Below are 23,490 nucleotides of genomic sequence, written 5' to 3'. Positions count from 1 at the left end.
AGAGATGCGACACATAGGCCAGTTAGAGATGCGACAGTCGTCCGGTGAGTTCGAAGACCGGCAACGTTATCGCCAAGATTACCGCACGAAGGTCTCGTGGACGTCCGTCACCGATGTCACTGCCCCGGAACGTTGACGCGTTCGAGCTGGGCTGGCCCATCGAGAGCTCAAAGAGAACGGGATTCCATCGTGATCTTCCCCTCGGTCGGGTTCGATCGGGCGTTGCGGCCAACTCGGTCCCGCCCTACCTACTGGCCATGATCGTATTCCTCGACTTCGAAGCCTCCTCCCTTGGCAAGCACAGCTACCCCATCGAAATCGCCTGGGTCTTCGAGGACGGCCGCTCGCAGTCGTTCCTGATCAAGCCAAAACCCGGATGGACCGACTGGTCCGCGGATGCGGAAAGGGTTCACGGGATCTCGCGCGATCGCCTACAAGAGGAAGGAAGCGACGTCGAACCCGTCGTCAGGGAACTCATGGCGAAGCTCTCAGGAAACGAGCTTTATGCGAGTTCGCCTTCTTGGGACGGGAAGTGGCTCAGCGCGCTACTTCGTGGAGGAGGAATGCCACGTCACGCGTTGCGACTGCGGAAATCCGACGATCTCTTTACCGAGGTGGCGTCAGCTATCCTCAATACGGGTGGCAATACGGGTGGCACTACGGTCGACGTACCGGCTTTGGTCGCCAATGTCATTGCACAGTCGGAGCCCACCAACCCGGCTCATCGCGCCCTTCCTGATGCACTCCTCGAGCTTAAGCGGCTCTGTCTTGTCCGGGATACAGCGAGGAAGATTGCCGCCTCCTGACAGATACGGTACTCGGTTGACAGGACGGTGGGAACGATTCGGAACCGTAGAGTTTTAGAGATTCCGCACTTCAGTGGCTAGGAACCCGTGCTATATGCCGACCTGGTCCTCGTGGGCGCGCAAGCAGCCGGCAACGAGGCTCTTCTAAGCCGCGTCGTAGATGGTGCCCTGTTTCAATCACCTACACCGATCTTGATCAATCCGCGCATGCAGACTGTAACGGCATGTCCAAAGTCGATCCTACTCGCCAGGGACTCTAGCGAAGAGGCTGCGCGAGCCACCCGGCAGTCGATGGAGTTTCTGACGGGCTGCGGTTCTCTACCTGTCACATTGGTCGATCCTGTCACACGGCGCTGGGAAAATGGCGAAGAGCCCGGATCTGACATAGCGACGTTCCTTACCCGACATGGCGTGAAGGTCGACGTTGACCGCATCGCAAGCGACGGCCGTCTCTCAATTCCAAAACCCGTCGCCGAGAAGCCGAACGGATCTCGATCTTAGAAGTGGTTTGATTTCGCTCAATGCAGACAATTAGCGATCACGCATATTTGTCTAATGAATCAACAACACTTTCAGTTCCTGGACAGAGTAGATGCTGGTCGTCAGCTTGCAACCAAGCTCGTCAAGCTGAAGCTCGATCGTCCAGTTGTTTATGCCTTGCCACGCGGTGGGGTGCCGGGGGCGCTGGAAATCGCGCGCGCCTTAAATGCTCCGCTCGATGTGATCCTTGTCCGTAAGATTGGCGCTCCAGGCGCGCCTGAAGTCGCGCTGGGCGCCGTTGTGGACGGTGAAAGCGCCGAGACGGTCATCAACCAGAATGTGCGGCTGGCGAGTAGTGCTGACGATGCCTACCTTGAACGGGCCCGACAGCGCGAACTTGTCGAACTTGAGCGCCGCCGCGCGCTGTACCTCGGCAACCGCGCGCGAGTAGACCCCAAGGGTCGCACCGTAGTCATTGTCGATGATGGACTTGCCACAGGGGCGACGGCGAAAGCGGCGGTTATTGCTTTGAGAGGCCAAGGTGCCGCAAAAATCGTTCTCGCCATTCCAGTCGCGCCGGAAGAAACACTCGCCGAAATGCGTCAATATGCCGACGTGGTCGTATGCCTTCATCCCGCCAAAGATTTCTGGGGCGTTGGCTCCTTTTACGAGGATTTCCACCAGCTCACCGATGAGGAGACGATCGGACTTCTGAGGCAGGGATGGACCGAATCCGAGAAAGCCGAACCGAGCCCCAGCAAACGGCAGATGTTTCCCACTGCTAACGGAGATATCTTATGACCTACACGCTGGATAGAACCTTGTCGACAACCAGTTTCGAAGATGCCGTCCGCAGGACGAAATCGGCTCTTCTCAAGCACGGTTTCGGTGTTCTGACGGAGATCGATGTCAAGGCAACCATGAAGAAGAAGATCGACGTCGACATCGACGACTACCTCATCCTCGGAGCCTGCAATCCGCACATGGCGTTCGAGGCGATGAAACTGGAACCGAAGGTCGGAGCCATGCTGCCGTGCAATGTCATTGTGCGCGACGTCAGTGGCGGCAATGTCATGGTGAGCGCCATTGATCCGGTCGCGTCGATGCAGTCGATCAACAATGAAATGCTGAGCCTTCTGGCAGGCAAGGTCCGCTCGATGCTCGCCGATGTGGTGGCGGAGGTTTGACATCGGATATTGCGAGAGCCGGCTTCCGAATCCGTGTTGAGAGTGGATCCAAGCGGCGCCGAGGAGCGAACTTGGATCGGCTTCTCGTTCATTGCGCGGCGAGAACCGCAACATCATAAAAAGCTCACTCCGTCCGACAAGCTGGGCGTGCAGGAAGGTACAGAGGGTTGAGGCCGCCTCTCAGACCGCGGTGCCAACCAGCGCACCGATTCCAGCCGTCAATGCCATGGCGAAAGCGCCCCAGAAAGTGACGCGGGTGGTGGCTCGCCAGACGTTCGCGCCGCCCGCTTTCGCACCGATTGCGCCCAGCAGCGCGAGGAAAGCCAAAGACGCGGTTGCAACGGTGTAGATCAGCATCGGGGCGGGTGAAAGGACGACCGTGAGAAGGGGCAATGCGGCCCCCACCGCGAATGTGGCGGCCGACGTCAGCGCTGCCTCAACGGGCCGAGCCGCCATGTGATCAACGATACCGAGTTCGTCGCGCGAATGCGCGTCGAGAGCATCACCAGTGGTCAGCTGAGTCGCGACTTGCCTGGCCAGATCTTGGGTGAGACCGCGTTTGACATAGATTTGCGTCAGTTCCTCGAACTCCGCTTCGGGCTGCGTCTCCAACTCCATCCGCTCCCGCGCAAGATCGGCTTCCTCGGTGTCCGCCTGCGAACTTACCGACACATATTCGCCGGCCGCCATGGACATCGCGCCCGCGACCAGACCCGCGACGCCCGCCACCACGATCTGTGACGGTCCCGTGGACGCGGTGGCGACGCCCATGATCAAGCTCGCCGTCGAGACGATCCCGTCGTTTGCGCCGAGGACGGCTGCCCGGAGCCAGCCGATGCGGGAGATTAGGTGATGTTCCGAATGCAGTCTGCTCATGAGTGTCTCCAGGACAAAGCCGATTTGACGTAATGAGTGACGCTCGGCAACAAAGGTGTCTACCGACACTTCCATTTTGCCCAATGTCTGCTAGCGATGCATTAGAGTCCCATCGGCGGAGCGGTCATAGGCTGGACGGGCTCCGGTATCTCCGTCATCGTCGCCTCCGTCAGGAGAAGAATGCTCGCGACCGAAACGGCATTTTCCAGTGCGACGCGCACAACTTTAGTGGGGTCGACGATTCCAGCCTGCATAAGATCTACATAGCGATTGGAGGAGGCGTCGAATCCCATATTCCCTTCTCCGGACAGCATTCTTGCGACTACGACACCACCGTCCACCGCGGAGTTTTCCGCGATCTGGCGGGCTGGAACCTCGAGCGCCCGTTTCAGGATCTGAACTCCTGTCCTCTCGTCGCCTAGGCAAAGTTCCTCCTCCGAAGCCACGGATTCTATACACCGCAGCAAAGCAAGGCCTCCTCCGGGAAGTATCCCCTCCTCCATCGCCGCCTTGGTCGCGCTGACCGCGTCATCAAGCGCATCCTTCCTGGCCATGGCCTCAGCCTCCGCGGGAGCGCCGACGCGAATGACGGCGACGCCACCAGAAAGCTTGGCGAGACGTTCCTGAAGCTTCTCCTTGTCGTAGTCGCTGGTGGTCGCCGCGATCTCGCGGCGGATCTGGTCGGCACGGCCACTGATGGCCAACTTCGCGCCTCCGCCACCGATAATCGTCGTTTTCTCCTTGTCGATGACGACGCGGGCGGCTGTCCCAAGCTGTTCCAAAGTCACCTTGTCGAGCTTTAGCCCCAGATCCTCCGAGATGAGCTGCCCACCAGTGAGTATCGCGAGGTCCTGCAGCATGGCTTTGCGTCGATCGCCGAAGCCAGGCGCCTTGACGGCACAATTGCGAAGCGTTCCTCTGATCTGGTTGACGATCAGCGTTGCCAGTGCTTCGCTTTCCACGTCCTCCGCTATAACGAGAAGCGGCTTGCCGCAGCGCGCGATTTGTTCAAGCAGGCTGACGAGGTCTCCTAGTGCTGTGATCTTCTTGTCGAACAGGAGAACCTTGGCGTCCTCGAGTACGCTTTCCATCTTTTCTGGATCCGTTGCGAAGTAGGGAGAAACGTAGCCTCGGTCGAATTGCATGCCCTCTACAACGTCGAGCCGGGTTTCCATCGTCTTGGACACCTCGACGGTTATCACGCCTTCTCGCCCGACCTTTGCCATCGCCTCAGCAACAAGTGCTCCGATGTTCTCGTCGTTGTGAGCTGAGATTGCCGCAACTTGTTGTTTCTCCTTGTCTGTAGTTACGGGACGGGAAAGCCCCCGCAACGCCTGCACCGCCCGAGCGGCAGCTCGGTCGAGACCCCGCTTTAGATCGATCGCGCTTGCGCCGGCGACTACGTTTCGATGTCCATCAGCCAGAATGGCATGAGCGAGAACAGTAGCCGTACTCGTCCCATCACCCACGACTTCGCCGGTCTTCTCGGCCGCCGTGCGCAGCATTCGAGCGCCTAGGTTCTCCTCCGGATCTTTGAGGTCGAATTCTTTAGCAATGGTGACGCCATCGTTGCATACAATCGGAGCGCCCCACTTCTTTTCAATGAGCACGGACTTCGAACGAGGACCGAGCGTGATTCGCACTGCATCAGCCAGTCTGCCTGCGCCTTGCAGAACCTTCCCTCGGGCTTCGGAATGGAAGAGAACCTGTTTGTGCGGCATGGATCGTCTCCTCGATTGTCCCGCCATACGGCGGCTGACACGTCAGTCTACTAATGACGCGAATTGCCTTCGGTGAAATTGATCCACGTCAAACGCCATCATCCCCTGCCGCAGGTGCGCTCTGTTGCAGGACCTTCCAACGTCGAGCGGTCACGGGACCAGTACGGCCGTGCCCATTCATCAAACTTCGGCTATTTGGTTCTCGATATGGAAACGCGCAATCGGCACACGCCCACGTTGATCTGTCAAAGTCCGAAATGCTAATTGCGGCGAAGCCGCGTAGCAGTTTCACCGACCGTGGCTCTTGATGTACGCAACGAGATCCGCCACCTCGGACCGTGTGAGTGAAAGATTTGGCATGCGGGAATGATGCGGGGCCGATAGAAAGGCCGCAAGTGACCGATCGTCGAAACGATCCGAGCGCCCGATTTGCGCAAAAGTTGGAATTTGGTCCGAGCCTTGCTGCTGCCCCGACGCAACAACATGACATTCAGAGCACCAACGCTCGGCAATCCGTTGGCCATTGCCGCGATCGGCAGCGGCGCTGTCGCCCGCGTACACGACCAGGAGAGTGGCTAGAGTGCCCCAGTACGCTTGCAACGCTGGCTTTGATAGCATCTCGCCCCCTCGCTCTGCTTGGATGCAACGGACGCGTTCGCATCCCTGGCAAACGCCACGGCCTGCGGCGGTGTCAGCGAGTTTGGAGCAGTCCGTGGTAGAAATCTTCGAAAACGTCGTATTCTTTGAAGATGACAATACAGGAGGCAAGCCCTCGTTCATTGATCCTCGTCAATGTCCATTGAAGAAACTTCGTCGAAAAACATTGGCCAGTGCCGTCCAGAAGGAGTTCAGCATGCTTGCTGGCGACGTCGTCGTCGCCGTTGACGGCATGAGTATCGTAGGCGCGGCATGGCTGCGGCAGATGTCGTCCATTCCTCCCGATAGATCGTGAGATTCTCGGTGCTGTGGCGGACGGGAAGGAAGAGCTGCTCGCGTAGCTGAGTGCGACATTGGCGGAATCACCTGCCGAGGCATCCGATTACGTCGACGGGCAGGGCTTGCTCTCCATGCGAGGCGTCATCTCCGGGAAATGGCAGGTTTTATTCGTAACCTTCACTCCAGCATTGCGCATCACGTCATGAAGCGTGGGCGGCGGATCCATTACGATATCTACGAGATCGTCGAGGCCGATGACGCATACCAGACCGCCGTCCGTCTCTATGACGGCCAGCGTTCCGTTCGCGGCCCCGGTAGTGAGAAGGAACAGGCGCCGACGTGCTTCTCGAAGCTTCCACGGCAAATGAGCGGCTTCCAAAAGCGCCTTCTTGACCAGCATGCGCGTCTCGGGAAACCGACCACTCTTCAGGCTTCGCACAACGAGTTTCCAATTGCTTGTCACGGCTCCCCTGCCCTCCGCCAGCCACCCGACCGCTCGATCATTTCCAGAACGTCCGTTCCCTCTACGAAGCCTTCCTCGTAAAGCCGCGCGGCCAACTCTTCGATGAGCGAGCGTTTCTCCTTGGTGATCGAACGAGCCCGCTCAGACCGATCGCCAAGGATACGCGACACCTCATTTTCGACCTCAGGCATGGACCGCCGGAGTCGATCCCTATCAGAAAGTGTCGGCGACTGAATGTGGCGAAGCCGTTCGCGATCCGCAGCTTGGGCAAGGTCGGCTTCGTCAGTACCACCGACGCCGCCAGTAGTGGTATGAAAGACAACACTCTCCGCAGCGATGCCTCCGAGCCTCCAGCGGATTTCGTCAAGATATGACTGACGGCTTCTGACGCGTTCGGTCTTCTTTTCGAAATAGGCGCCGCCTACTAACGCCTTCCCAGTACGTACTTCGCGAACGACCGCAACCGCCGTCAACGTCCGATAGCCGATCGCGAGACCGACGAAAGCGTGGCCCGCCTCATGCACGCATACGATGCGCCGTTCCTTCCCGCCAGCGGGAGAGCGGGAGGGAAGCATGACAGCACGATTTCGGCGTCGACTTCATAGTCAGAGTCAAGCATGATCTTTCAGATTCGAAACCGAGGCACGCCTCTGACATGCCCCAGACATTGGGTTGTCCTGAGGGGGGCACTTCCAGGGACTGGCGATCACAGACATTGGAGACCGCCCTGCTTCAACCCGGCACGACGACCGATGTCCGAGCTAGCAAGCAGCCCACAAGAAATCGCCAGGCCAGCCGCAAGGCTGCGATTTAGTAGTGCGACATCAGGACCGGCGTTGAAATGTTATTCAGCAGATCGCGGGTCGCACCGCCGAACATATCTTCGAAGAGCGGCGAGTGGCCACAGGCGCCGCAGACGATAAGATCTGCGCTCTCACGGTCGAGGCCGGCAAACAACGCACTGGTGAAATCGGTCTCCCCCGTGTTCCGCCAGCCTGCCAGGGCTACCCCAACTCCATGCTGTTCGAGATGACCCTTTATCTCCTGGACGTCTGCGTTTTTGTCGCTGTAGTTGCTGGCAAACACGAACAGGAAAACTTTGCGTGCGGCCTTGAGGATCGGCATTGCGTCATGAACGGCCCTGGTTGACTCGCGGCTGAAATTCCAGGCGATGACCACCTGCTCGCCGATTGCGTCTTCTCCTGTCCAGCCCGTTGGAAGGACCAACATGGGAACCCCGGCTGTCATCAAAATTTCTTTGGGGATTGCTGAATTGGATAGATGGCGGTGGTCCGGATGCGGCTGTGTCGTTACCAGAAGGTCCGCGCAATGGGAAAAAAGCTGCTCTGCGCTATGAGCCTCCGGCCGTGCCGCGTGATATTGGAAGTCAAGGCCAGCCGTCTGAACCGCGGCCTTCAATTCATCTTCAATCGCGAGCGCGAGATCGCGGCTCTCCCCCTTTAGTGCTTCTTTCGTGCTGACGTCGACGCCGATCAGCCTGGCTTGGTGCTTGGCAGCGATACTGATGGCAGTGCGCACACGGGCCGTGGAATCTGCTCCAGCGTCCAAATAGACAACGATATCTCTGTAGGCCATAACTTCCTCCATTCGCTGGCCGAGCGTTTCACCTGCTCGCTTCTCTGTCGCAGGAGTCACCGGGAGAATCGCAGCGCACCCACCCTAAACAGTTAATGTCCCTTGGCGCTCCAGGTTCCGTACGACTGCAAACAATTCACGATGTCGTCGGGTTGGGTTGTAGCGATCCTTTACGCAAAGACCCGGCATCCGTTCGAGCGAACTGAAGCACCGAAAATGGCCAGATATGAAATGGTGTCATGTGCAGACATCGTTCCTGTAGGTGCGTCCTGCGCAGGACAGCCATTCGCACATCATGCTCCAACCGGCGCTGGCCTAGTCCAACGACGAGCGACGCAGGCGCAGCGAGTTGCCGATGACGCTGACGGAGGACAGCGCCATGGCGGCGGCCGCGATGATCGGCGAGAGCAGCAGCCCGAGCGCCGGATAGAGCACGCCCGCCGCCACGGGCACGCCGGCTGCGTTGTAGATGAAGGCGAAGAAGAGGTTCTGGCGGATGTTGCTCATCGTGGCATGGCTGAGCTTGCGGGCGCGAGCGATGCCCTGCAGATCTCCCTTGAGCAGCGTCACGCCGGCGCTTTCGATCGCGACGTCCGTTCCCGTGCCCATGGCGATGCCGACGTCGGCGGCGGCAAGCGCCGGGGCGTCGTTAACCCCGTCGCCGGCCATCGCGACGACGCGACCTTCGCTTCGAAGCCTCGCGACCACCTTGCCCTTGTCCTCCGGCAGGATCTCCGCCTCGACCTCGTCGATGCCGAGCCGGCGGGCCACCGCCTCCGCCGTCGTCCTGTTGTCTCCGGTCAGCATGACGACGCGGATGTTCTTCTCCTTGAGCGAGCGAAGGGCCTCGGGCGTCGTCGCCTTGATCGGATCGGCTATGGCGACAAGGCCGCCCACCTTGCCGTCGACGGCGACGTAGATCACCGTCGCGCCCTCGCCGCGCAGCGTCTCAGCCTCCGCCGCGAGCGACGACAGATCGATGCCCGCCTCGGCCATGATCCGGTGGCTGCCGATGACCAGCTTCCTGTCGTCGACCGTTCCCGTGACGCCCTTGCCGACCGGGCTGTCGAACGCGCGGGCCTCACCCAGGGCAAGGCCCCTCTCCTGCGCCGCCGCGACAATGGCCGCAGCCAGGGGATGCTCGCTGGCACGCTCGAGCGTTGCGGCCATCGTCAGGAGTTCCGCTTCGTCGAAACCTTGGACGGCCTTCAATGCGGTCACCTTCGGCCTGCCCTCCGTCAGCGTGCCGGTCTTGTCGACGACAAGCGTGTCGATCTTTTCGAAGCGTTCCAGCGCCTCGGCGTTCTTGATGAGGACGCCCATTCGCGCACCGCGCCCGACGCCCACCATGATTGACATCGGCGTCGCCAGTCCGAGCGCACATGGGCAGGCGATGATCAGCACCGCGACGGCGGCGACGAGGCCGTGGGCCAAGCGCGGCTCCGGTCCCCAGACGCCCCAGGCGACAAAAGCGGAGACCGCGATGAGGATCACAGCCGGGACGAACCAGCCCGACACCTGGTCGGCTAGCCGCTGGATCGGAGCGCGCGAACGCTGCGCTTCGGCCACCATACGGACGATCTGCGAGAGCATCGTGTCGCGTCCGACCCTGCCGGCCTTCATGACGAAGCCGCCGCTCTGGTTCATCGTGCCACCGATCAGTTTGGCGCCGACCTCCTTTGTGACCGGCATGGATTCACCGGTGATCGTGGATTCGTCGACGGAGCTGCGCCCCTCCAGCAACTCCCCGTCGACAGGGACTTTCTCGCCCGGCCGGACGCGCAGACGGTCCCCGACCGCGACGACGTCCAGCCCGACGTCCTCGTCCGATCCGTCTTCACGGATGCGGCGTGCCGTCTTCGGTGCGAGGTCGAGCAGTGCCCGGATGGCGCCGCCGGTCTGCTCCCTCGCCCTGAGTTCGAGAACCTGGCCGAGCAGCACCAGTACAGTGATGACCGCCGCCGCCTCGAAGTAGATCGCGACGGAGCCGTCGGCGGCGCGGAAGGTGTCGGGAAAGATGTCCGGTGCCGCCGTGGCGACGACGCTGTAGATCCAGGCGACGCCCGTGCCCATCGCGATCAGCGTGAACATGTTGAGGCTGCGGTTGACGAGCGAGGCCCAGGCCCGCTCGAAGAACGGCCATCCGGCCCATAGAACCACGGGCGTCGCAAGCACGAGCTGGATCCAGTTCGAGATCTGTGCACCGAGCACCATGTGCAGGTTCGTGAGATGGCCGCCCATTTCGAGCGCGAGAACGGGCAGCGACAAGGCGAATCCGATCCAGAACCGCCGGGTCATATCGACAAGTTCGGCACTCGGCCCGGTCTCCGTCGTCGTGACCTCCGGCTCGAGCGTCATGCCGCATATCGGACAGGTGCCGGGACCTGCCTGCCGGATCTGCGGATGCATCGGGCAGGTATAGATCACGCCTTCCGGAGCCTCCGCCGACCTAGTGGCCGCTTGCATGGCCGCCCGCCCTTCTTCCTGATGGTGATGGCCGCCATGGGCATGGCCTTCATGGACGTTGTGGTCAGTCATGGACGGCTCCTCCGCGATGGCTTCCAGCGGCATCCGTTCTGCGGCCGAACCTCGGAAGGAACCGGGGAACCGCTCGGGCATAGGCGTCCCATGCAGCTCCGAACTCGGCCCGCGAGGCCTCCTCCTCCCGGTTCGCAAGGCGCACGTAGACCCATACCAGAACCGGGAACATGGCGAGCGTCACCAGGGTCGGCCACTGCAGCAGGAATCCGATCATAATGACGACGAAGGCGTCGTATTGCGGGTGCCGGACGCGCGCGTATGGCCCCGTGGTCGCAAGACGGTGGTCGCGCTGGGCGGCATAGAGCACATGCCAGCTTGACGCGAGGAGCCAGAAGCCGGCGACGATCAGGACGTTGCTTGCGAGATGGAACGGCCCGAAATGCGGGTTGACGCGCCAGCCGAACATCATCTCCAGTAGGTGGCCGGCGTCGTGCGACCAGAAGTCGACGCCCGGAAACTGTCGCCCGAGCCAGCCGGACAGCAGATAGACGGTGAGCGGGAAGCCGTACATATCCGTGAAGAGCGCCACGACGAAGGCGGAGAAGGCGCCGAGCGACCGCCAGTCACGCTTTGTCTCGAGCCTGGTGAAGCTCGCGGCGAAGACGATAAACACCACGGAATTGATGATCACCAGGCTCCAGAGCCCGTAGGCGGGAGTGTCAGACATCTTCTTTCTCCTTCGGCTTGTGCGGCGTCATGCGCGCATCGTGGCCCGAATGATCATGACCGGAGTGGACGCCGTGTCCGTGATGCATGAACATGTGCATGAGCGGACAGGCAAGGATGAGAAGCCAGGACAGGACGCCGAGCACATGCACGCGGTGCTCGTAGGCGATGAGCCCTGCCGCGATGACGGCGAAGGCGATGAAGACGGTTCGGCTGTACGTGCTCCAGGCAGATGGGGAATGGTTGTCGTTCATGAGGATGTCTCGTTCGAGGGAGATCGGGGAAGCCCTCGCGATCCGAGGGACCACGTCAGCCGATGCCGTCGTAGGTGACGTAGGCCATCATGCCCGTCGCCATGTGGTAGAGATGATGGCAGTGAAGCGGCCAGCGGCCGGGATTGTCGGCGTCGAAGGCCAGGGCGACGCTCGTCATCGGCGGCAGCAGGACGGTGTCCCTGACCGCGCCCGCGACCGGGGTTCCGTTGATGCCGACCACCTGGAAATGATGCCCGTGCAGGTGCATCGGATGCGCCATCATCGAGGCGTTGCTAATCGCCACCTCGATCCGCTCGCCGCGCTTCACGACGAGACCGTCCGCTCCGTCGACGCCCCAGGTGTAGGTGGCCATGTCGCCCGTCAGCGACAGATCGAAGCGGCGGTCGGCCGCACGGGTCGCCAGGGGACTGACGGGACGCAGCCGCCGCTCGAGGTCCAACCCGAGAACCGGCCCCTTCGCGTCGCCCACGACGGGAATCTTTCGAATATCCGCCCCTGCCGTGGCCAGGACAACGCCCGTGCGCTCAACGGCCCCTTCGCGAAGGGCGAGGACTGGGAAGGCGCCGCCCTCCTTCGGCAGGCTCAAGCGGATGTCGAGGCGCTGGCCCATGGCGACGGGGAAGGACGTCCCGGCGAGCGCCTCCACGCCCTGCCCGTCGACGGCGACCAGTTCTCCGGAGAGGCGGCCGGTGTCGATGGTGAAGGCGGTGGCCGTCGCGCCGTTGATGATGCGCAGACGGACGCGGACGCCCTTGTCGACCCAGACGACTTCGGGGTCGTCGAGCGTGCGGTCGTTGGCGAGATAGGCGTCGTAGTCGATATCGTTGAGGTCCATGGCCGCCATTCCTGGCATCGCCATGCCAGCCATGTCGTTGCCGGGCTGCATGTGCTGCATGCCGGCCATGCCCTGCATCGAGCCGTGGTTAATCGGCATGGCGCCAGGCGCGGCGTTCCCCTTCAGCTTCGCCAGCAGTTCCTCCGCCGGCAGGAAGGAAAAGTCGTGCAGCAGGACGACGACCTCCTGCTCGTCCCGCTTAAGGTCGTCAGCCGTCCGCACGATCAGCGGAGCGGCGAGCAGGTTCTGCGCCTGCAGCGTATGGGCGTGCATCCAGTGCGTGCCGCCCGCGCCGACCGGAAAGGTGTAGCGGCGGGTTTTGGACGGCTGCAGCAGTGCCGCCGGATTGTCCGGCACGCCGTCGGCCGCCCAGGGCGGCGTAAGCCCGTGCCAGTGGATCAGGGTCGGTGCGTCGATGGCGCTCGACAAATCGACGTCGAATTCGGTTCCGGCGTCCAGCGCCAGTCCCGGCCTGCCGTCCGGCTGGACGAGGCCGAAGACTCGGGCGGATCTGCCCTTGACGTCGATGGTCCTGTAGCCGACGGACAAGGCGCGTGGCGTTTTGGCCGCCTCCTGTGCCAAGGTGCACATGGGGCTAAGTATGGCCGATGTGCCGAGCGCGGCTGCGCCGACCATCAGGTCGTTGAGGAATTCACGGCGTTTCATTGTCTTGGTCCTGCCGGGTCGGCTGCGCCGACCATTGGATCGTGGGCGTCCGGAGGGAAGCCCGTGGAAGCAACCGGATGCCGCGACGAAGGCGGCCTCCGGCATCCTCAGATCGGAAGACGAGGAGGACCGAGCGTGGGCGGAAGCGCCAGACCGCTGCCGGTCTGGTCGCTCCATGCGAAACGGAAAAAGGAGCCTGTGGCTGCTGGAGCTTCCGTCTTGTCCATGCTGGCCAGAACGATGCAGAAGCCGCACGGGACTGCGCAGCAACCCTTATGGTCGGGAACCTGAAGGCCGCCTGGGAGCGAGAAGTGGGCGTCTTTTTTCAAGACGAAGGAATGCTCGACGTCGGACTGTACGTGGGCCGGATGTGCATGGCACTGCATTGCCTGCACGCCGGCCGCGGGCGCAAGCAGAAGCGCGAGTGCGACCAGGAAGGCCAGCCCTGCGTTCACCCATGCGAACCTGCGGCGGTCGGCGGCCATGTGCGCGGCTCCGCTCCCCTGCTCAGCCCAAACGCCGGCTGATGAAATTGAAGATCGCAGCGATCGATGCTCCTGCATAGGCGCCGAAGATGACGCTTTGGAGGAGGCCCAGCGCCAGGCTTCGAAGATCGAAGCCCGTCAGGCCGAGATAGAACTGCAGCCATGGCCTGTGCAGGCCCCATTCGGGCGCGACGAAGCCGAGCAGCATGCACAGCAGGAACGAAATGGCGGCGAAGGCGGCGAGCGTCGCGCCTAGCACCGAAACGGAGACATGCACCGGCACCGCCGGAGATCTCTCGGACTGGACATGCAAGATTGTGTTGGCCATTGAACGATCCTCCGCCCGGCTCACCTTCACAAGCGAACAATGAACCTCCCAGCCGTGTCCGTCTTTGACTCAAATCAAGAACGCGAAAACATTGCTCGAAACTTTCGCCGCCGCACCCAAGGCCCTGCAGAATGCGAGCGCCGCCTCGATCTTCTGCCTTCTGAGAGGCATAAGCCCGCAGTCCGAATATTGTAATCCGAAAATGAAAGCGGCACCGAACAAAGAAGAGATCGCGTCCGCGGCGTTGAAGCGATGGTGCATTCGGCGATCGCAAGCATTTTATGAGGCGACGGCGGACGGACAGTAAGAATTCGAGTATTTTTGAAAGACTGGTCACGTATAAACTCATCGCAAGGCAGCAACAGGCGCGCCACGTGAACACCCAGTTCCTGCCTCGTCTCGCATGCCGATTTTCATGCATGATGTCCGCAATGGTTGTCAATGCAGGGAATTGCACCCCCGTTTCCGAATGATGTGCGATGCGCCGGTCTGCAAGCGCCTTCGGGACTGCATTCACCTGCATCGTTGGATTGCCACCATCGAAATATGCTGAGCATGCAGCGACGCTCTAAGTGATCAAGCCGCTTCTACCGGTACTAGGACAGCCGCCCCGTTGAGTCGACCGGCTCGTAGAGCCGCCAACGCATCGTTGGCCCGCTCAAGGGAATAAGCGGTTGTGACAGTTCGAATGTTTGCTGCTCGTACGACCACGAAAAATTCGTGGGCGTCAGTGCGGGTAAGATTGGCCACCGACACAACTCGCCGCTCCCCCCACAATAGGCGATAGGGCATGGCAGGAATATCGCTCATGTGGATGCCGCCGCAGACAACCACACCGCCTTTCCGAACGGCAGCCAGTGCCTTGGGCACCAGCTCGCCCGCCGGAGCAAAAAGGATGGCGGCGTCGAGCGGTTCCGGCGGAACTTGGTCAGACGATCCCGCCCATACGGCTCCCATTTCCAATGCAAAGCGCTTTCCTTCGTCGTCTCCCGGTCGGACGAACGCATAGACCTCCTGCTGTTTCCAGCGGCAGACTTGTGCCAGGATATGAGCGGCGGCGCCAAAGCCGTAGAGCCCAACGGTTTTCCCGCCACGCGCCATCTTCAATGATCGCCATCCGATCAAGCCCGCGCAAAGCAATGGCGCGGTGGCAACCGGATCCGAGCCCTCTGGTAGCGTGAACGCATAGTCCGCGTCGGCGACGACATGAGTCGAGAACCCGCCGTCGATCGTGTAGCCGGTGAACCCTGGGGCGTCGCAGAGATTTTCCTTTCCGTCACGGCAAAAGGAGCAGCAGCCGCAGGTGCGACCGAGCCATGGCACGCCAACCCTTCGACCTAGCAACGTTTCCGGCGCGCCGGATCCTAGCGCGATGACGGTCCCTACAATCTCATGGCCAAGTATCAGGGGAAGCTTTGGGTCAGGAAGATCGCCATCGAACACGTGGAGGTCCGTCCGGCAGACACCGCAAGCCTCGACCCTGATCAAGACTTGTCCCGCTGACGGAGACGGATCCGGCAGTTCGACAAGGCGCAGTGGCGTCCGAACTCTGTCAAGCATCATCGCCTTCACGTCAGCCTCCATCGATCGAAAAGTCACTCAATCAGCAACACACCAAGGGTTCTTGCCTTGACCTGAATCAAAGACTCCGCCCTCGCCGAGCGATACGAAGGATTGTTGGCGTAGCTGTCCATACGCTCACGACGAGGAGGAGGAAGGCAACATGGACCATATCGTAACCAGTACCCTCAACGCCAATCGTGCCGTCATCACCAGTCGCGCGATCGCTCCAAACAACGATAGGCCAAGGGATGTGGATATTCTACTCGAGCGGTCAGATAACGACCACTGGGTCGTAACCATGATCTCCTTGCGGGCGCGAAACTGGGCCGCTGACGAGCTTTGCTGCGCGCTTCGCAGTTGCTTCGCCGGAAGCATGCGTCTTGACATAATGAGCGCCGACCGCTTGCTGAAGAACGCGCGCAAACAGGGGTTCAAGACTGAATTCGTGGGCCTTGGTGGAAAGGACATTTTCTAAGAAAGACGGCACTACGCTCCCCGACCGCTTGCCTGTCGGACCTTTGCGGCTGCATAGCACGTATCGGTCGTTTCACGACCCAGCGGCGTAAACTTGGGCGCTTCGTTGGTCGTTACCGCGCAAGCAACGACCACGCTCTGGTTTGATTGGTCGGCCTTGTGTCCTTATAGATCCAGGCACGTAACGTACGGTAAAATACTGCCTCGGCGGCATCGCTCGGCGTAGGCTTGGATCCGAGGCCACGAGAAGAGGTTCGATCTTACCTTGGACACCGCGCGATAGCCTCGAAAAGCGAGCTGCCTCATGATAGCTTCTCGCCCGCTGTTCGACTACCGCCACATCTTGCGAATAGGTATCAAACGGAGTCCGATACCAGACCTCCGTTTGAAATTTGAGACCTGCCTACCACAGTCAACTCCGTCCGGTGCGCCCGCGAGGTTCCCTCGAATGAAACTGGAATCTGTAATCGTAGGATTCTTCCTCGTGCTCGCCTCGATCGCTGCCGCGCAGCAGCCTCCCTCTCAGGCGAACCGAAAGGTTGACGAATTCATACGCCTGTTGGATGACCCCGATGTCCGCGCGTGGCTCGATAGCCACAGGTCCGGGAACCCAACTTCCTCTCCCGGTGCGGCTGAAAGCAGTTTTGCCCTCGTTAACTGGGAAGCCGCCGTCCGTAACCGCATTGACAAGGTATTAAGTGCCATTCCACGAATTCCGGCAGAGGTCAGCACGGCGGCTGTCCGAACCCGCGAGGAGGCCATCGCCAGGGGCTATGCCCCCGTCTTTGCGATTTTCGCGGGCCTGGTCGCCATTGGTCTCATCGCTGAATTGGTGTGGCGCAGACTTGTCATGCGCAACAATGATCTGCCCGCTCGGCTCGGTTCGCTCGGCGTCTTCTCGGCGGCTATGGCTGTGGTCTTTTTCGCGGTCCATTGGCCACCCCTCGCCCGCTTGACGTTGCTCGCCTATCTGGCGGCTTTCATCGCCGTTCGCTTGGCAATCGCTCTGATATCCTTGGCGGCTATTTCGCCCGGCCAACGCCTACGCCTGTCGATCCTTGCGGGATTGATCTGCATTGCGATCGCCAATGCGGCTATCGCGGAGCCCCTCGGCATCAGCCGTGATGTTTCCGACGCCATCGCTTTCTGTTTCTCCGCAATGATACTCGTTGTGGCGACTGAAACGGTCTGGTCCACAATGCATATGTCATCGACATTGAAGGCCGGTCTAACAGCGTTCGGCGTCGTGCTATGGATCGCTTGGTCGCTCGACATGAGAGGCCTGTTCTGGCTTGGCATTTATGCCATCGTTCTTCCCAGTGTTCTCAAAGGCGTCGCGCGCGTTGCCGGCCATCTTTGTTCCGACGCCACCGGGCTGCGAGGCGTTCTGATCACACGCGGCATTCGAGCCGTCGTTATTGGGATGGCGGTTGGATGGCTGGCAATCGTCTGGCATTTCAATCCGGATGCGCCTGGGCGGCGGGATCCATGGATTTCGGCGTTGGTCTATGGTGGCATGAAAAGCGTGGGTGTCCTGGTTCTCGCCGACCTGGTCTGGCAATTGGCAAGGAACTGGTTCGACCGTACGCTGCAGGTGGCTACAGACACTACCTCTCTTTCACCTGCTGATGCGGCGCGCCGCGCGCGATTCCGGACTCTGCTGCCAATCTTTCGAAATGCGATTGCGGTTGTCGTCTTGGTCTTGGCCGGCTTGATCGTACTTTCCGAGTTGGGGGTGCAAATCGGCCCGCTTATTGCGGGAGCTGGGATTTTCGGCGTCGCGATAGGCTTCGGATCGCAGGCTCTTGTGAAGGATATCATCAGCGGTGTCTTCTATATGCTCGACGACGCGTTTCGTGTCGGTGAATACATTCAGGCGAAAGAGTACAAGGGAACCGTCGAGGGCTTCAGTCTTCGTTCGGTTCGCCTCAGACACCATCGCGGTCCGGTATTCACGGTACCCTTCGGCGAACTCGGCGCGGTGGAAAACATGAGCCGCGACTGGGTGATCGACAAATTCCGGATATCGGTCGGCTACGACACCGACATTGAAATGGCTCGCAAGCTTACCAAGAAGGTGGGTGCCGATCTCAAGGCCGATCCCGAGCTTGGACCGCTATTCATCGAACCGTTGAAGATGAAGGGCGTGGAGGAGTTCGGCGATTACGGGATCGTGCTGAGCTTCGGGATGACCACGGTCCCCGGCATGCAAACCTACATCCGGCGCAAAGCTTACGCCAAGCTTCGAGAGGTCTTCCTGGCAAACGGGATCACCTTCGCTCAGCCAACGGTCCAAGTGGGTGGAGACGACAAAAGTGGCGGAGCGGCTGCCGCGGCCAGTGCAGCGCTCGCGCACCAGACAGGTCCGGCCAAGCCGTCCCCGTAGCGCTTAATGAACGCACTGGCCGCTTCTGTAGCGGCTCGGCCCACTCTGCGAGAGGCAGTCAATCTAGCCATTGCTGGGTTGGCGACGCGCATTTGCGACTTTGATCAACATCAAAGACAGGGCCCCTGCAGCTAGTACAATTCTCCTACCAAACCAAGGAGGGCAGCAAGATGAGCATTAAGACCGTTATATGCGTTTTCGGCGTCGACCGCTGGGATCTGGACCTCAAGACCGCCATCGAGTTTTGCGAAACGCAGGGCGCACATATGACCGCCCTCGTCGTCTGCATGGGGCGCGTTCCGGCGATTGCTACCTATGAAGCGCTTTCCACCACCTGGCTCGAAGGGCAGCAACAAGAAATCGATCGCCTTTCCGAGGAGACGGCCGCGGTCCGCAAGATCCTCGAAAGAACTGAACTGTCCTTCGATGTGCAGGAAATCTACACCGAGTTCGCCTGGGCCGACGAGGACATTGCACAACGTGCACTCTATGCCGATCTTGTGCTTATTGGCCCTCAGGCCGCAGCGAATGAAGATCTTCAGCGGCGAATTGTCGATGGAGCGCTGTTCCAGTCCCCAACGCCAATTCTCATCAACCCTCGCATGCAGCCGGTCGTGGCGTTTCCGAAATCCGTACTGCTTGCCTGGGATTCGAGCGAAGAGGCCGCGCGTGCAACCCGCCAGTCGATGGAATTTCTGAAGGGCTGCGACGCCGTGCACGTCACCCTCGTGGATCCTGTCGCTAGCAGCTTCGCGAATGGTGAAGAGCCGGGATCCGACATCGCCACCTTCCTTGTCCGTCACGGGATCAAGGTGGAAGTTGACCGCATCGCGAGCGGTGGGCGCCGTGTGGACGAGACATTGCGTCAGCACGCGGTAGACGTGGCGGCCGACATGGTGGTCATGGGTGCTTACAACCACCCGCGGATCCAACAGCGGCTTTTCGGCGGTGTGACACGGTCGATGCTGAAGGACAGCCAGATCCCGCTTTTCCTGTCCCGTTGACCCAGACTCTACGCCTATCGGCCCCGGCAGTCGCCGGGGCTTGCCCAATCGAAAGTCAGTGAACCCGTCCAATGGGGATCGCCATGAGGCCACAGTTCCATCTGCCCTTGAGCACATATCCAGAGGCAAGCTCGTTTACGATTATCGAGAACGCCATCCAGTTCTGCCTCCATCACGCGGCGGATCTGGTAGCGAGCCTTTCCGTCGCTCGGCGTCCTGGCCATCAGCTCGAACCCGCTGAAAATTCTGTCGACGACGAGATACTTCAGGCTGATCGCTTCGACCGCGAGGTGGCCGCCCAGCTTGTCAGGCATCTGAAGCATCGGTCTGAAAGGGTATCTCTCGATGTCAGGCTCGATACGTTCGATGCGGAGGCAATGTCGGCGAGCCTGAAGCTGACAGAGGTTTCTCGCGCATATGACCTTACGATCGTCGAAAACTCCGAAATCGCGCGGCCAACAATCGAAAGCCTCGTTTTCGAAAGTGGTCGCCCGCTGCTTTTGCTGCCGCCAGAGGATTTCTACGGACGTATCGACACCGTTTGCATAGCCTGGGATGGCAGCGCCACTGTTGCCCACGCCCTGTCGACCGCCTATCCGCTGATCGGATCCGCCACCAAGGCGATCGTCGCCTGTGTGCGCAATGGAGAGCTATCCCATGACAAGCTGCTGGACCGCTATGTCGAAGCCTTAAAGCATTCGGGCCTTGAGGTGGAACTCGCGGCTTTGCATTGTGATGGCGAAGACATACCATCTGCCATTCAGGATGGTGCCCTCGAAGGCCGTGCCGACCTGCTGATCGCCGGAGCTTATGGTCACTCCAAGCTTCGTGAAGCGATGTTCGGTGGCGTAACGCGTGGTCTGCTCGGCAATCTCCGCGTCCCCCTGCTGCTAGCGCACTAAGCCAGTGCCCGAAGCGCGTTCAAGACGACCGCCACATCAATGGCCTCCTGGATGAGCGCTCCTTGGACCGGAGGCAGAAAGCCGAACGCGGCGACCAGCATTGCGATGGCCGAGAGACCTATGCCGGCGTAGACGCTTTGAAGCGCGATATGTTTCGAACGCCGCCCAATTTTCAGCGCGGTCACGATTTCCTTCAAATCGCTGCGCAACAGCACGACGTCAGCCGCTTCCGATGCGGCGGCGAGATTTCCCCGCGCAACGGCGAGGCCCACATCGGCTGCCGCAAGTGCCGGCGCGTCGTTGACCCCGTCGCCTATCATCATGACAGGTCCGGATTCTCTTTCTAATCGGATGATTTCGACTTTCTTGCCCGCCGACAACTCCGCCTCCACAGCATCCAGGTCGAGCCTTTCTGCGACCGCGCGCGCTACGCCGATCCGGTCACCGCTGGCAAGAATGATCCGTTTGATGCCCGTAGCGCGCAGCTTTACGACCGTCTCAGGGGCTTCCTCTCTAAGCGTGTCCTCGAAGTAGATGGTGCCCGAATATCGTCCGTCCACGAACACAAGGGCACTGGCCAAAACATTGGTGACGGGAAATAAAGCGCCGCTGATCTTCGAAGCAATGAACGAAGGCCCGCCGACGAGAACATTGTGGCCATCAACCGAAGCCTCAACGCCCTCGCCCGCGACCTCTGTGGCCTTCTCCGGCTTTACGAGAGCGAGGCCGCGTCGGTGGGCTTCGGAGACGATCGCGCGGCCGATGGAATGCGACGATATCTGCTCGGCTGATCCAGCCAGTCGCAGCAGCTCGTTCGCATCGCCCTTGCAGTCAATGTCAGTGACGGCAGGCTGTCCAATCGTAAGCGTACCGGTCTTGTCGAAAACGACAGTGCGAATGTTGGACAGTGCTTCAATCACTGCCGCTCCCTTGACCAGGATGCCGTGACGGGCAGCGTGTGATGTGCCCGATACGAAGGCGACCGGAACCGCAAGAAGGAGCGGGCACGGAGTCGCGACGACCAAAACGGCCAAAAGCCGCAAGCTGTCTCCGGAGAGCGTCACGGCAAGAATGGCCACGCTTACCGTCAGCACAAGAAACAAGAGCCCAAATCGATCAGCGACACGGAAGATCGGAGCCTTGCTTTGCTTGGCTTCCTCGACGAGTCTGACGATGCTGGCATACGTGCTCTCCGCAGCCGGTCGGGCGGCGATCATTTCAAACGCATCACCCGCGTTCGACGCCCCGCTCATGACTGGCTGTCCTTGCCCCAGGCGTACGGGAAGCGGTTCTCCCGTAAGTGCTGACTGATCGACGAGTGCGGTGCGGCTTTCCACCCGCCCATCGACGGGGACGATGTCGCCGCGGCGGATAAGCAGTTTGTCGTCAATTCCGATTGCGGCGATTGGTATCTCCACCAGCCCATTTTCTGCAATGCGCGAGGCGGTTCGCGGCACTCGCGACAGAAGGTCGGTCATTCCGCTCTCAGCACGACTATGGGCGTAGAACTCTAGGAGATGTCCGCCAGCGTACATCACCGAAACGATAGCGCCTGCCAGATATTGCCCGAACCATAGGGCCGCGGACATGGACAGCGCCGCAATAAGATCGAGGCCGAATTCGCCGTGGCGAAGTTTCGATACGATTTCGACCAGCAGGCGTGCAAGCACCGAGACGATCGCGACAATCAGAAGAACCTCGGCAGGAGATCTGGCACCCGTCGCTTGCAGGACGAGGGAGATCAGAAGACATCCCAGCGCGCTGGAAAACAGGAGGAGTGGCCAAAGGCGCTCAGCGAAATCCCTCACGCACCGACCGTTGAAAATCGTCTTGCCAAGTGGCGTCGCATCGAGTGGCAGCATGCGTCGGTCCATCCAGAAATGGTCGGGAATTCCAAGCATGGCATATAGCCCGCGGAGTTTATTGATCTATGACAATGACCGAAAGCCTTGTTTGCGCGACAAATGAGACTTGAATGGCCGTCGACCGGGAGAGCCGCGATGCAGCACGATTACACCATCGGCGAACTGCGCCCTGATCAAGAGCTTGCCGCGTTTGCGCTCGTGCGCAGTGTCGCGCCCACCTTCGGCGAGAGGGACTGGGAGGCTTTGTTCGATGAAGTTCGCAACTGGCGCTGCCTCAACATCTGTGATCACGCGGGCCGTGTCAGGGGGCTGGGCGTATTCAGAATCGTGATGCATCCGGAAGCCGGCATGATGATGGACGTTCCTATCTTCATCGCTCTGAGTGCCGCAAACCAAAACGAGATCGCGGAGAGCCTGTTCGCGGGCCTCCAGGGCTGTGCGACCGGCTGCCAATTCATAAGAGTATGGAACGCTGTTCCCAAAAGTTTGAAAGAACTGGAAGATCCGTCGTTCTTTCGACGCTGGGACCACGGGCTCATTTACCGATTGGCTTCCGATCCGATGTCACCGGCTTTGCAGTGAACACATATCCTACGGCCCGGATCGACTTTATGAATTGTGGGCGTCCCGGATCGACTTCTATTTTTCGCCTCAGACGAGCGATCTGGGTATCGATCGCCCGATCGAACGCTTCCCGTTCCCGGTGGCGTGTGAGATCCATTAATGCGTCCCTTGTCAGCACTCGGCCGGCATTCCTGACGAGGGCATCGAGCATATCGAACTCGCCAGTCGAGAGCTCCACCTCCGCCCCTTTGGGATTGAGAAGCCGTCGCTTTTCCCGGTCGAGCTGCCAGCCCTCGAAAGCGACCACGTCGCCCGCGATCGAGACGGGCTCCGCGCCCGTTTGAAAACGGCGCAAGATCGACTTCAGCCGGGCATGAACCTCGCGCAGATGAAAAGGCTTGACGACATAATCGTCGGCACCTACCTCCAGCCCCACCACACAGTCGACGATATCCGAGCGTCCGGTCAGCATCATGATCGGAATATTCGAGGTGTTTCGAATCTCGCGAGCAAGATCTATTCCATCCTGTCCTGGAAGCACAAGATCGAGAAGAATGATGTCGAAAATCGTGGAGTTCAGGAGCGTCTTCATTTCTTTTCCGTCAGCGGCGCAGGCGACGATATAGCCTTCCTGCTCGAAATAACGCTTTAGCATCTCCCGGACGCGCGCATCGTCGTCCACCACCAGTATCCGCGTGCTGCCGGGAGACCCCGTGGTCATGTGAGCACCGCCTCCTGAAATCTACGATCATGCTGGCGGTCGCAGGATTGCGACTGCTACTCGACGCGTCAGGTGAGCCAATAGTCGCTGATCCACCGATGTAAGTGGTCTTGCTAGCGATACTGCAACAAAATGCATATAGCATTCCAG

At 60.4% G+C, this 23,490-nt stretch carries 24 protein-coding genes and 1 pseudogene; 10 read left to right on the top strand and 15 right to left on the bottom strand.

Going from position 1 to position 23,490, the window contains the following annotated elements; all coding sequences use genetic code 11:
• The first annotated feature begins 257 nt into the window (after positions 1-257).
• From K9B32_RS13430 to K9B32_RS13415, 4 genes and pseudogenes are all read left to right on the top strand, one after another.
• Entirely contained in the window at positions 258-806 is a 549-nt protein-coding gene (locus tag K9B32_RS13430) for a transcriptional regulator (RefSeq protein WP_224562854.1), read from the top strand.
• Positions 807-887: 81 nt separating this feature from the next.
• Positions 888-1,256 (top strand): annotated as a pseudogene (locus K9B32_RS29115) (universal stress protein); the annotation flags it as partial.
• Between the two features lie 105 nt (positions 1,257-1,361).
• On the top strand, positions 1,362-2,087 hold the full coding sequence (locus K9B32_RS13420; RefSeq protein ID WP_224562810.1) for a phosphoribosyltransferase: 726 nt from the start codon (positions 1,362-1,364) through the stop codon (positions 2,085-2,087).
• Positions 2,084-2,473, top strand: a complete 390-nt coding sequence (locus K9B32_RS13415) for a DUF302 domain-containing protein (RefSeq protein ID WP_224562808.1) — start codon at positions 2,084-2,086, stop codon at positions 2,471-2,473. Before K9B32_RS13420 ends, K9B32_RS13415 begins: the two co-directional genes overlap by 4 nt.
• 180 nt (positions 2,474-2,653) lie before the next feature.
• Here the strand turns inward: K9B32_RS13415 and K9B32_RS13410 are convergent, their stop codons facing one another.
• The 3 genes from K9B32_RS13410 to K9B32_RS29110 all read right to left on the bottom strand — a co-directional run bounded on the left by K9B32_RS13410 (position 2,654) and on the right by K9B32_RS29110 (position 5,583).
• On the bottom strand, positions 2,654-3,349 hold the full coding sequence (locus K9B32_RS13410) for a VIT family protein (RefSeq protein WP_224562805.1): 696 nt from the start codon (positions 3,347-3,349) through the stop codon (positions 2,654-2,656).
• Between the two features lie 101 nt (positions 3,350-3,450).
• Positions 3,451-5,070 carry a chaperonin GroEL gene (gene groL, locus K9B32_RS13405; RefSeq protein WP_224562802.1) on the bottom strand — a complete coding sequence of 540 codons (1,620 nt, stop codon included), beginning with the start codon at positions 5,068-5,070 and terminating at the stop codon, positions 3,451-3,453.
• 288 nt (positions 5,071-5,358) lie between these two features.
• The gene (locus K9B32_RS29110) at positions 5,359-5,583 is read right to left on the bottom strand and encodes a hypothetical protein (RefSeq protein WP_411969707.1); all 225 of its coding nucleotides are present in this window, start codon (positions 5,581-5,583) and stop codon (positions 5,359-5,361) included.
• Positions 5,584-5,782: 199 nt separating this feature from the next.
• On the opposite strand from K9B32_RS29110, the gene K9B32_RS13400 reads away from it, so the two are divergent.
• Positions 5,783-6,022, top strand: coding sequence for a hypothetical protein (locus tag K9B32_RS13400; RefSeq protein WP_224562799.1), 240 nt, complete (start codon positions 5,783-5,785; stop codon positions 6,020-6,022).
• Positions 6,023-6,109: 87 nt separating this feature from the next.
• On the opposite strand, the gene K9B32_RS13395 is transcribed toward K9B32_RS13400, so the two are convergent.
• From K9B32_RS13395 to K9B32_RS13350, 10 genes are all read right to left on the bottom strand, one after another.
• The gene (locus K9B32_RS13395) at positions 6,110-6,406 is read right to left on the bottom strand and encodes a hypothetical protein (protein ID WP_224562796.1); all 297 of its coding nucleotides are present in this window, start codon (positions 6,404-6,406) and stop codon (positions 6,110-6,112) included.
• Positions 6,407-6,465: 59 nt separating this feature from the next.
• Positions 6,466-7,044 (bottom strand): hypothetical protein, encoded by a 579-nt coding sequence (locus tag K9B32_RS13390; RefSeq protein ID WP_224562794.1) that lies wholly within the window; start codon positions 7,042-7,044, stop codon positions 6,466-6,468.
• 235 nt (positions 7,045-7,279) lie between these two features.
• Complete coding sequence (locus K9B32_RS13385; protein WP_224562792.1) at positions 7,280-8,065, bottom strand: universal stress protein; 786 nt, start codon at positions 8,063-8,065, stop codon at positions 7,280-7,282.
• Positions 8,066-8,380: 315 nt separating this feature from the next.
• The gene (locus K9B32_RS13380) at positions 8,381-10,603 is read right to left on the bottom strand and encodes a copper-transporting P-type ATPase (protein ID WP_224562790.1); all 2,223 of its coding nucleotides are present in this window, start codon (positions 10,601-10,603) and stop codon (positions 8,381-8,383) included.
• Positions 10,596-11,273, bottom strand: a complete 678-nt coding sequence (locus tag K9B32_RS13375) for a methyltransferase family protein (RefSeq protein WP_224562788.1) — start codon at positions 11,271-11,273, stop codon at positions 10,596-10,598. The genes K9B32_RS13380 and K9B32_RS13375 overlap by 8 nt, the downstream gene beginning before the upstream one ends.
• Positions 11,266-11,526, bottom strand: coding sequence for a DUF2933 domain-containing protein (locus tag K9B32_RS13370; RefSeq protein ID WP_224562786.1), 261 nt, complete (start codon positions 11,524-11,526; stop codon positions 11,266-11,268). Before K9B32_RS13370 ends, K9B32_RS13375 begins: the two co-directional genes overlap by 8 nt.
• Before the next feature lie 55 nt (positions 11,527-11,581).
• A complete protein-coding gene (locus K9B32_RS13365) occupies positions 11,582-13,048 on the bottom strand; it encodes a multicopper oxidase family protein (protein WP_224562785.1) in 1,467 nt (488 codons plus the stop codon).
• Between the two features lie 107 nt (positions 13,049-13,155).
• Positions 13,156-13,533, bottom strand: coding sequence for a hypothetical protein (locus K9B32_RS13360; protein ID WP_224562782.1), 378 nt, complete (start codon positions 13,531-13,533; stop codon positions 13,156-13,158).
• A gap of 22 nt (positions 13,534-13,555) precedes the next feature.
• Positions 13,556-13,861, bottom strand: coding sequence for a hypothetical protein (locus K9B32_RS13355; protein WP_224562779.1), 306 nt, complete (start codon positions 13,859-13,861; stop codon positions 13,556-13,558).
• 576 nt (positions 13,862-14,437) lie between these two features.
• Entirely contained in the window at positions 14,438-15,433 is a 996-nt protein-coding gene (locus K9B32_RS13350) for a zinc-dependent alcohol dehydrogenase family protein (protein WP_224562776.1), read from the bottom strand.
• A 151-nt stretch (positions 15,434-15,584) separates the two neighbouring features.
• Between K9B32_RS13350 and K9B32_RS13345 the strand changes: the two genes are divergently transcribed.
• From K9B32_RS13345 to K9B32_RS13330, 4 genes are all read left to right on the top strand, one after another.
• On the top strand, positions 15,585-15,899 hold the full coding sequence (locus K9B32_RS13345; RefSeq protein ID WP_224562774.1) for a hypothetical protein: 315 nt from the start codon (positions 15,585-15,587) through the stop codon (positions 15,897-15,899).
• Between the two features lie 447 nt (positions 15,900-16,346).
• Entirely contained in the window at positions 16,347-18,284 is a 1,938-nt protein-coding gene (locus K9B32_RS13340) for a mechanosensitive ion channel family protein (RefSeq protein WP_224562772.1), read from the top strand.
• Positions 18,285-18,454: 170 nt separating this feature from the next.
• On the top strand, positions 18,455-19,288 hold the full coding sequence (locus tag K9B32_RS13335) for a universal stress protein (RefSeq protein WP_224562770.1): 834 nt from the start codon (positions 18,455-18,457) through the stop codon (positions 19,286-19,288).
• Positions 19,289-19,371: 83 nt separating this feature from the next.
• Positions 19,372-20,190 carry a universal stress protein gene (locus K9B32_RS13330; protein WP_224562768.1) on the top strand — a complete coding sequence of 273 codons (819 nt, stop codon included), beginning with the start codon at positions 19,372-19,374 and terminating at the stop codon, positions 20,188-20,190.
• Here the strand turns inward: K9B32_RS13330 and K9B32_RS13325 are convergent.
• Positions 20,187-22,091, bottom strand: coding sequence for a heavy metal translocating P-type ATPase (locus K9B32_RS13325; RefSeq protein ID WP_224562766.1), 1,905 nt, complete (start codon positions 22,089-22,091; stop codon positions 20,187-20,189). The genes K9B32_RS13330 and K9B32_RS13325 overlap by 4 nt on opposite strands.
• 99 nt (positions 22,092-22,190) lie before the next feature.
• On the opposite strand from K9B32_RS13325, the gene K9B32_RS13320 reads away from it, so the two are divergent.
• On the top strand, positions 22,191-22,637 hold the full coding sequence (locus K9B32_RS13320; protein ID WP_224562764.1) for a hypothetical protein: 447 nt from the start codon (positions 22,191-22,193) through the stop codon (positions 22,635-22,637).
• On the opposite strand, the gene K9B32_RS13315 is transcribed toward K9B32_RS13320, so the two are convergent.
• On the bottom strand, positions 22,591-23,340 hold the full coding sequence (locus tag K9B32_RS13315; RefSeq protein WP_224562761.1) for a response regulator: 750 nt from the start codon (positions 23,338-23,340) through the stop codon (positions 22,591-22,593). The genes K9B32_RS13320 and K9B32_RS13315 overlap by 47 nt on opposite strands.
• Positions 23,341-23,490: the final 150 nt, after the last annotated feature.

Source organism: Rhizobium sp. 3T7 (genome assembly GCF_020166565.1).
GTDB lineage: Bacteria > Pseudomonadota > Alphaproteobacteria > Rhizobiales > Rhizobiaceae > Rhizobium.
The sequence above is the reverse complement of the archived record's forward strand: the minus strand, read 5'-3'. Positions and strand labels throughout refer to the sequence as shown.

What these genes read in the sequence shown, in the direction of transcription:
- K9B32_RS13320 (WP_224562764.1), top strand. Translation starts at nt 22,191, where the DNA reads ATGCAGCACGATTACACCATCGGCGAACTGCGCCCTGATCAAGAGCTT.
- K9B32_RS13330 (WP_224562768.1), top strand. Translation starts at nt 19,372, where the DNA reads ATGAGGCCACAGTTCCATCTGCCCTTGAGCACATATCCAGAGGCAAGC.
- K9B32_RS13415 (WP_224562808.1), top strand. Translation starts at nt 2,084, where the DNA reads ATGACCTACACGCTGGATAGAACCTTGTCGACAACCAGTTTCGAAGAT.
- K9B32_RS13385 (WP_224562792.1), bottom strand. Translation starts at nt 8,065, where the DNA reads ATGGCCTACAGAGATATCGTTGTCTATTTGGACGCTGGAGCAGATTCC.
- groL (WP_224562802.1), bottom strand. Translation starts at nt 5,070, where the DNA reads ATGCCGCACAAACAGGTTCTCTTCCATTCCGAAGCCCGAGGGAAGGTT.
- K9B32_RS13370 (WP_224562786.1), bottom strand. Translation starts at nt 11,526, where the DNA reads ATGAACGACAACCATTCCCCATCTGCCTGGAGCACGTACAGCCGAACC.
- K9B32_RS13325 (WP_224562766.1), bottom strand. Translation starts at nt 22,091, where the DNA reads ATGCTTGGAATTCCCGACCATTTCTGGATGGACCGACGCATGCTGCCA.
- K9B32_RS13315 (WP_224562761.1), bottom strand. Translation starts at nt 23,340, where the DNA reads ATGACCACGGGGTCTCCCGGCAGCACGCGGATACTGGTGGTGGACGAC.
- K9B32_RS13420 (WP_224562810.1), top strand. Translation starts at nt 1,362, where the DNA reads ATGAATCAACAACACTTTCAGTTCCTGGACAGAGTAGATGCTGGTCGT.
- K9B32_RS13340 (WP_224562772.1), top strand. Translation starts at nt 16,347, where the DNA reads ATGAAACTGGAATCTGTAATCGTAGGATTCTTCCTCGTGCTCGCCTCG.
- K9B32_RS13355 (WP_224562779.1), bottom strand. Translation starts at nt 13,861, where the DNA reads ATGGCCAACACAATCTTGCATGTCCAGTCCGAGAGATCTCCGGCGGTG.
- K9B32_RS13410 (WP_224562805.1), bottom strand. Translation starts at nt 3,349, where the DNA reads ATGAGCAGACTGCATTCGGAACATCACCTAATCTCCCGCATCGGCTGG.
- K9B32_RS13430 (WP_224562854.1), top strand. Translation starts at nt 258, where the DNA reads ATGATCGTATTCCTCGACTTCGAAGCCTCCTCCCTTGGCAAGCACAGC.
- K9B32_RS13395 (WP_224562796.1), bottom strand. Translation starts at nt 6,406, where the DNA reads ATGCTGGTCAAGAAGGCGCTTTTGGAAGCCGCTCATTTGCCGTGGAAG.
- K9B32_RS13335 (WP_224562770.1), top strand. Translation starts at nt 18,455, where the DNA reads ATGAGCATTAAGACCGTTATATGCGTTTTCGGCGTCGACCGCTGGGAT.
- K9B32_RS13390 (WP_224562794.1), bottom strand. Translation starts at nt 7,044, where the DNA reads ATGCTTCCCTCCCGCTCTCCCGCTGGCGGGAAGGAACGGCGCATCGTA.
- K9B32_RS13380 (WP_224562790.1), bottom strand. Translation starts at nt 10,603, where the DNA reads ATGACTGACCACAACGTCCATGAAGGCCATGCCCATGGCGGCCATCAC.
- K9B32_RS13375 (WP_224562788.1), bottom strand. Translation starts at nt 11,273, where the DNA reads ATGTCTGACACTCCCGCCTACGGGCTCTGGAGCCTGGTGATCATCAAT.
- K9B32_RS13360 (WP_224562782.1), bottom strand. Translation starts at nt 13,533, where the DNA reads ATGGCCGCCGACCGCCGCAGGTTCGCATGGGTGAACGCAGGGCTGGCC.
- K9B32_RS13365 (WP_224562785.1), bottom strand. Translation starts at nt 13,048, where the DNA reads ATGAAACGCCGTGAATTCCTCAACGACCTGATGGTCGGCGCAGCCGCG.
- K9B32_RS13345 (WP_224562774.1), top strand. Translation starts at nt 15,585, where the DNA reads ATGGACCATATCGTAACCAGTACCCTCAACGCCAATCGTGCCGTCATC.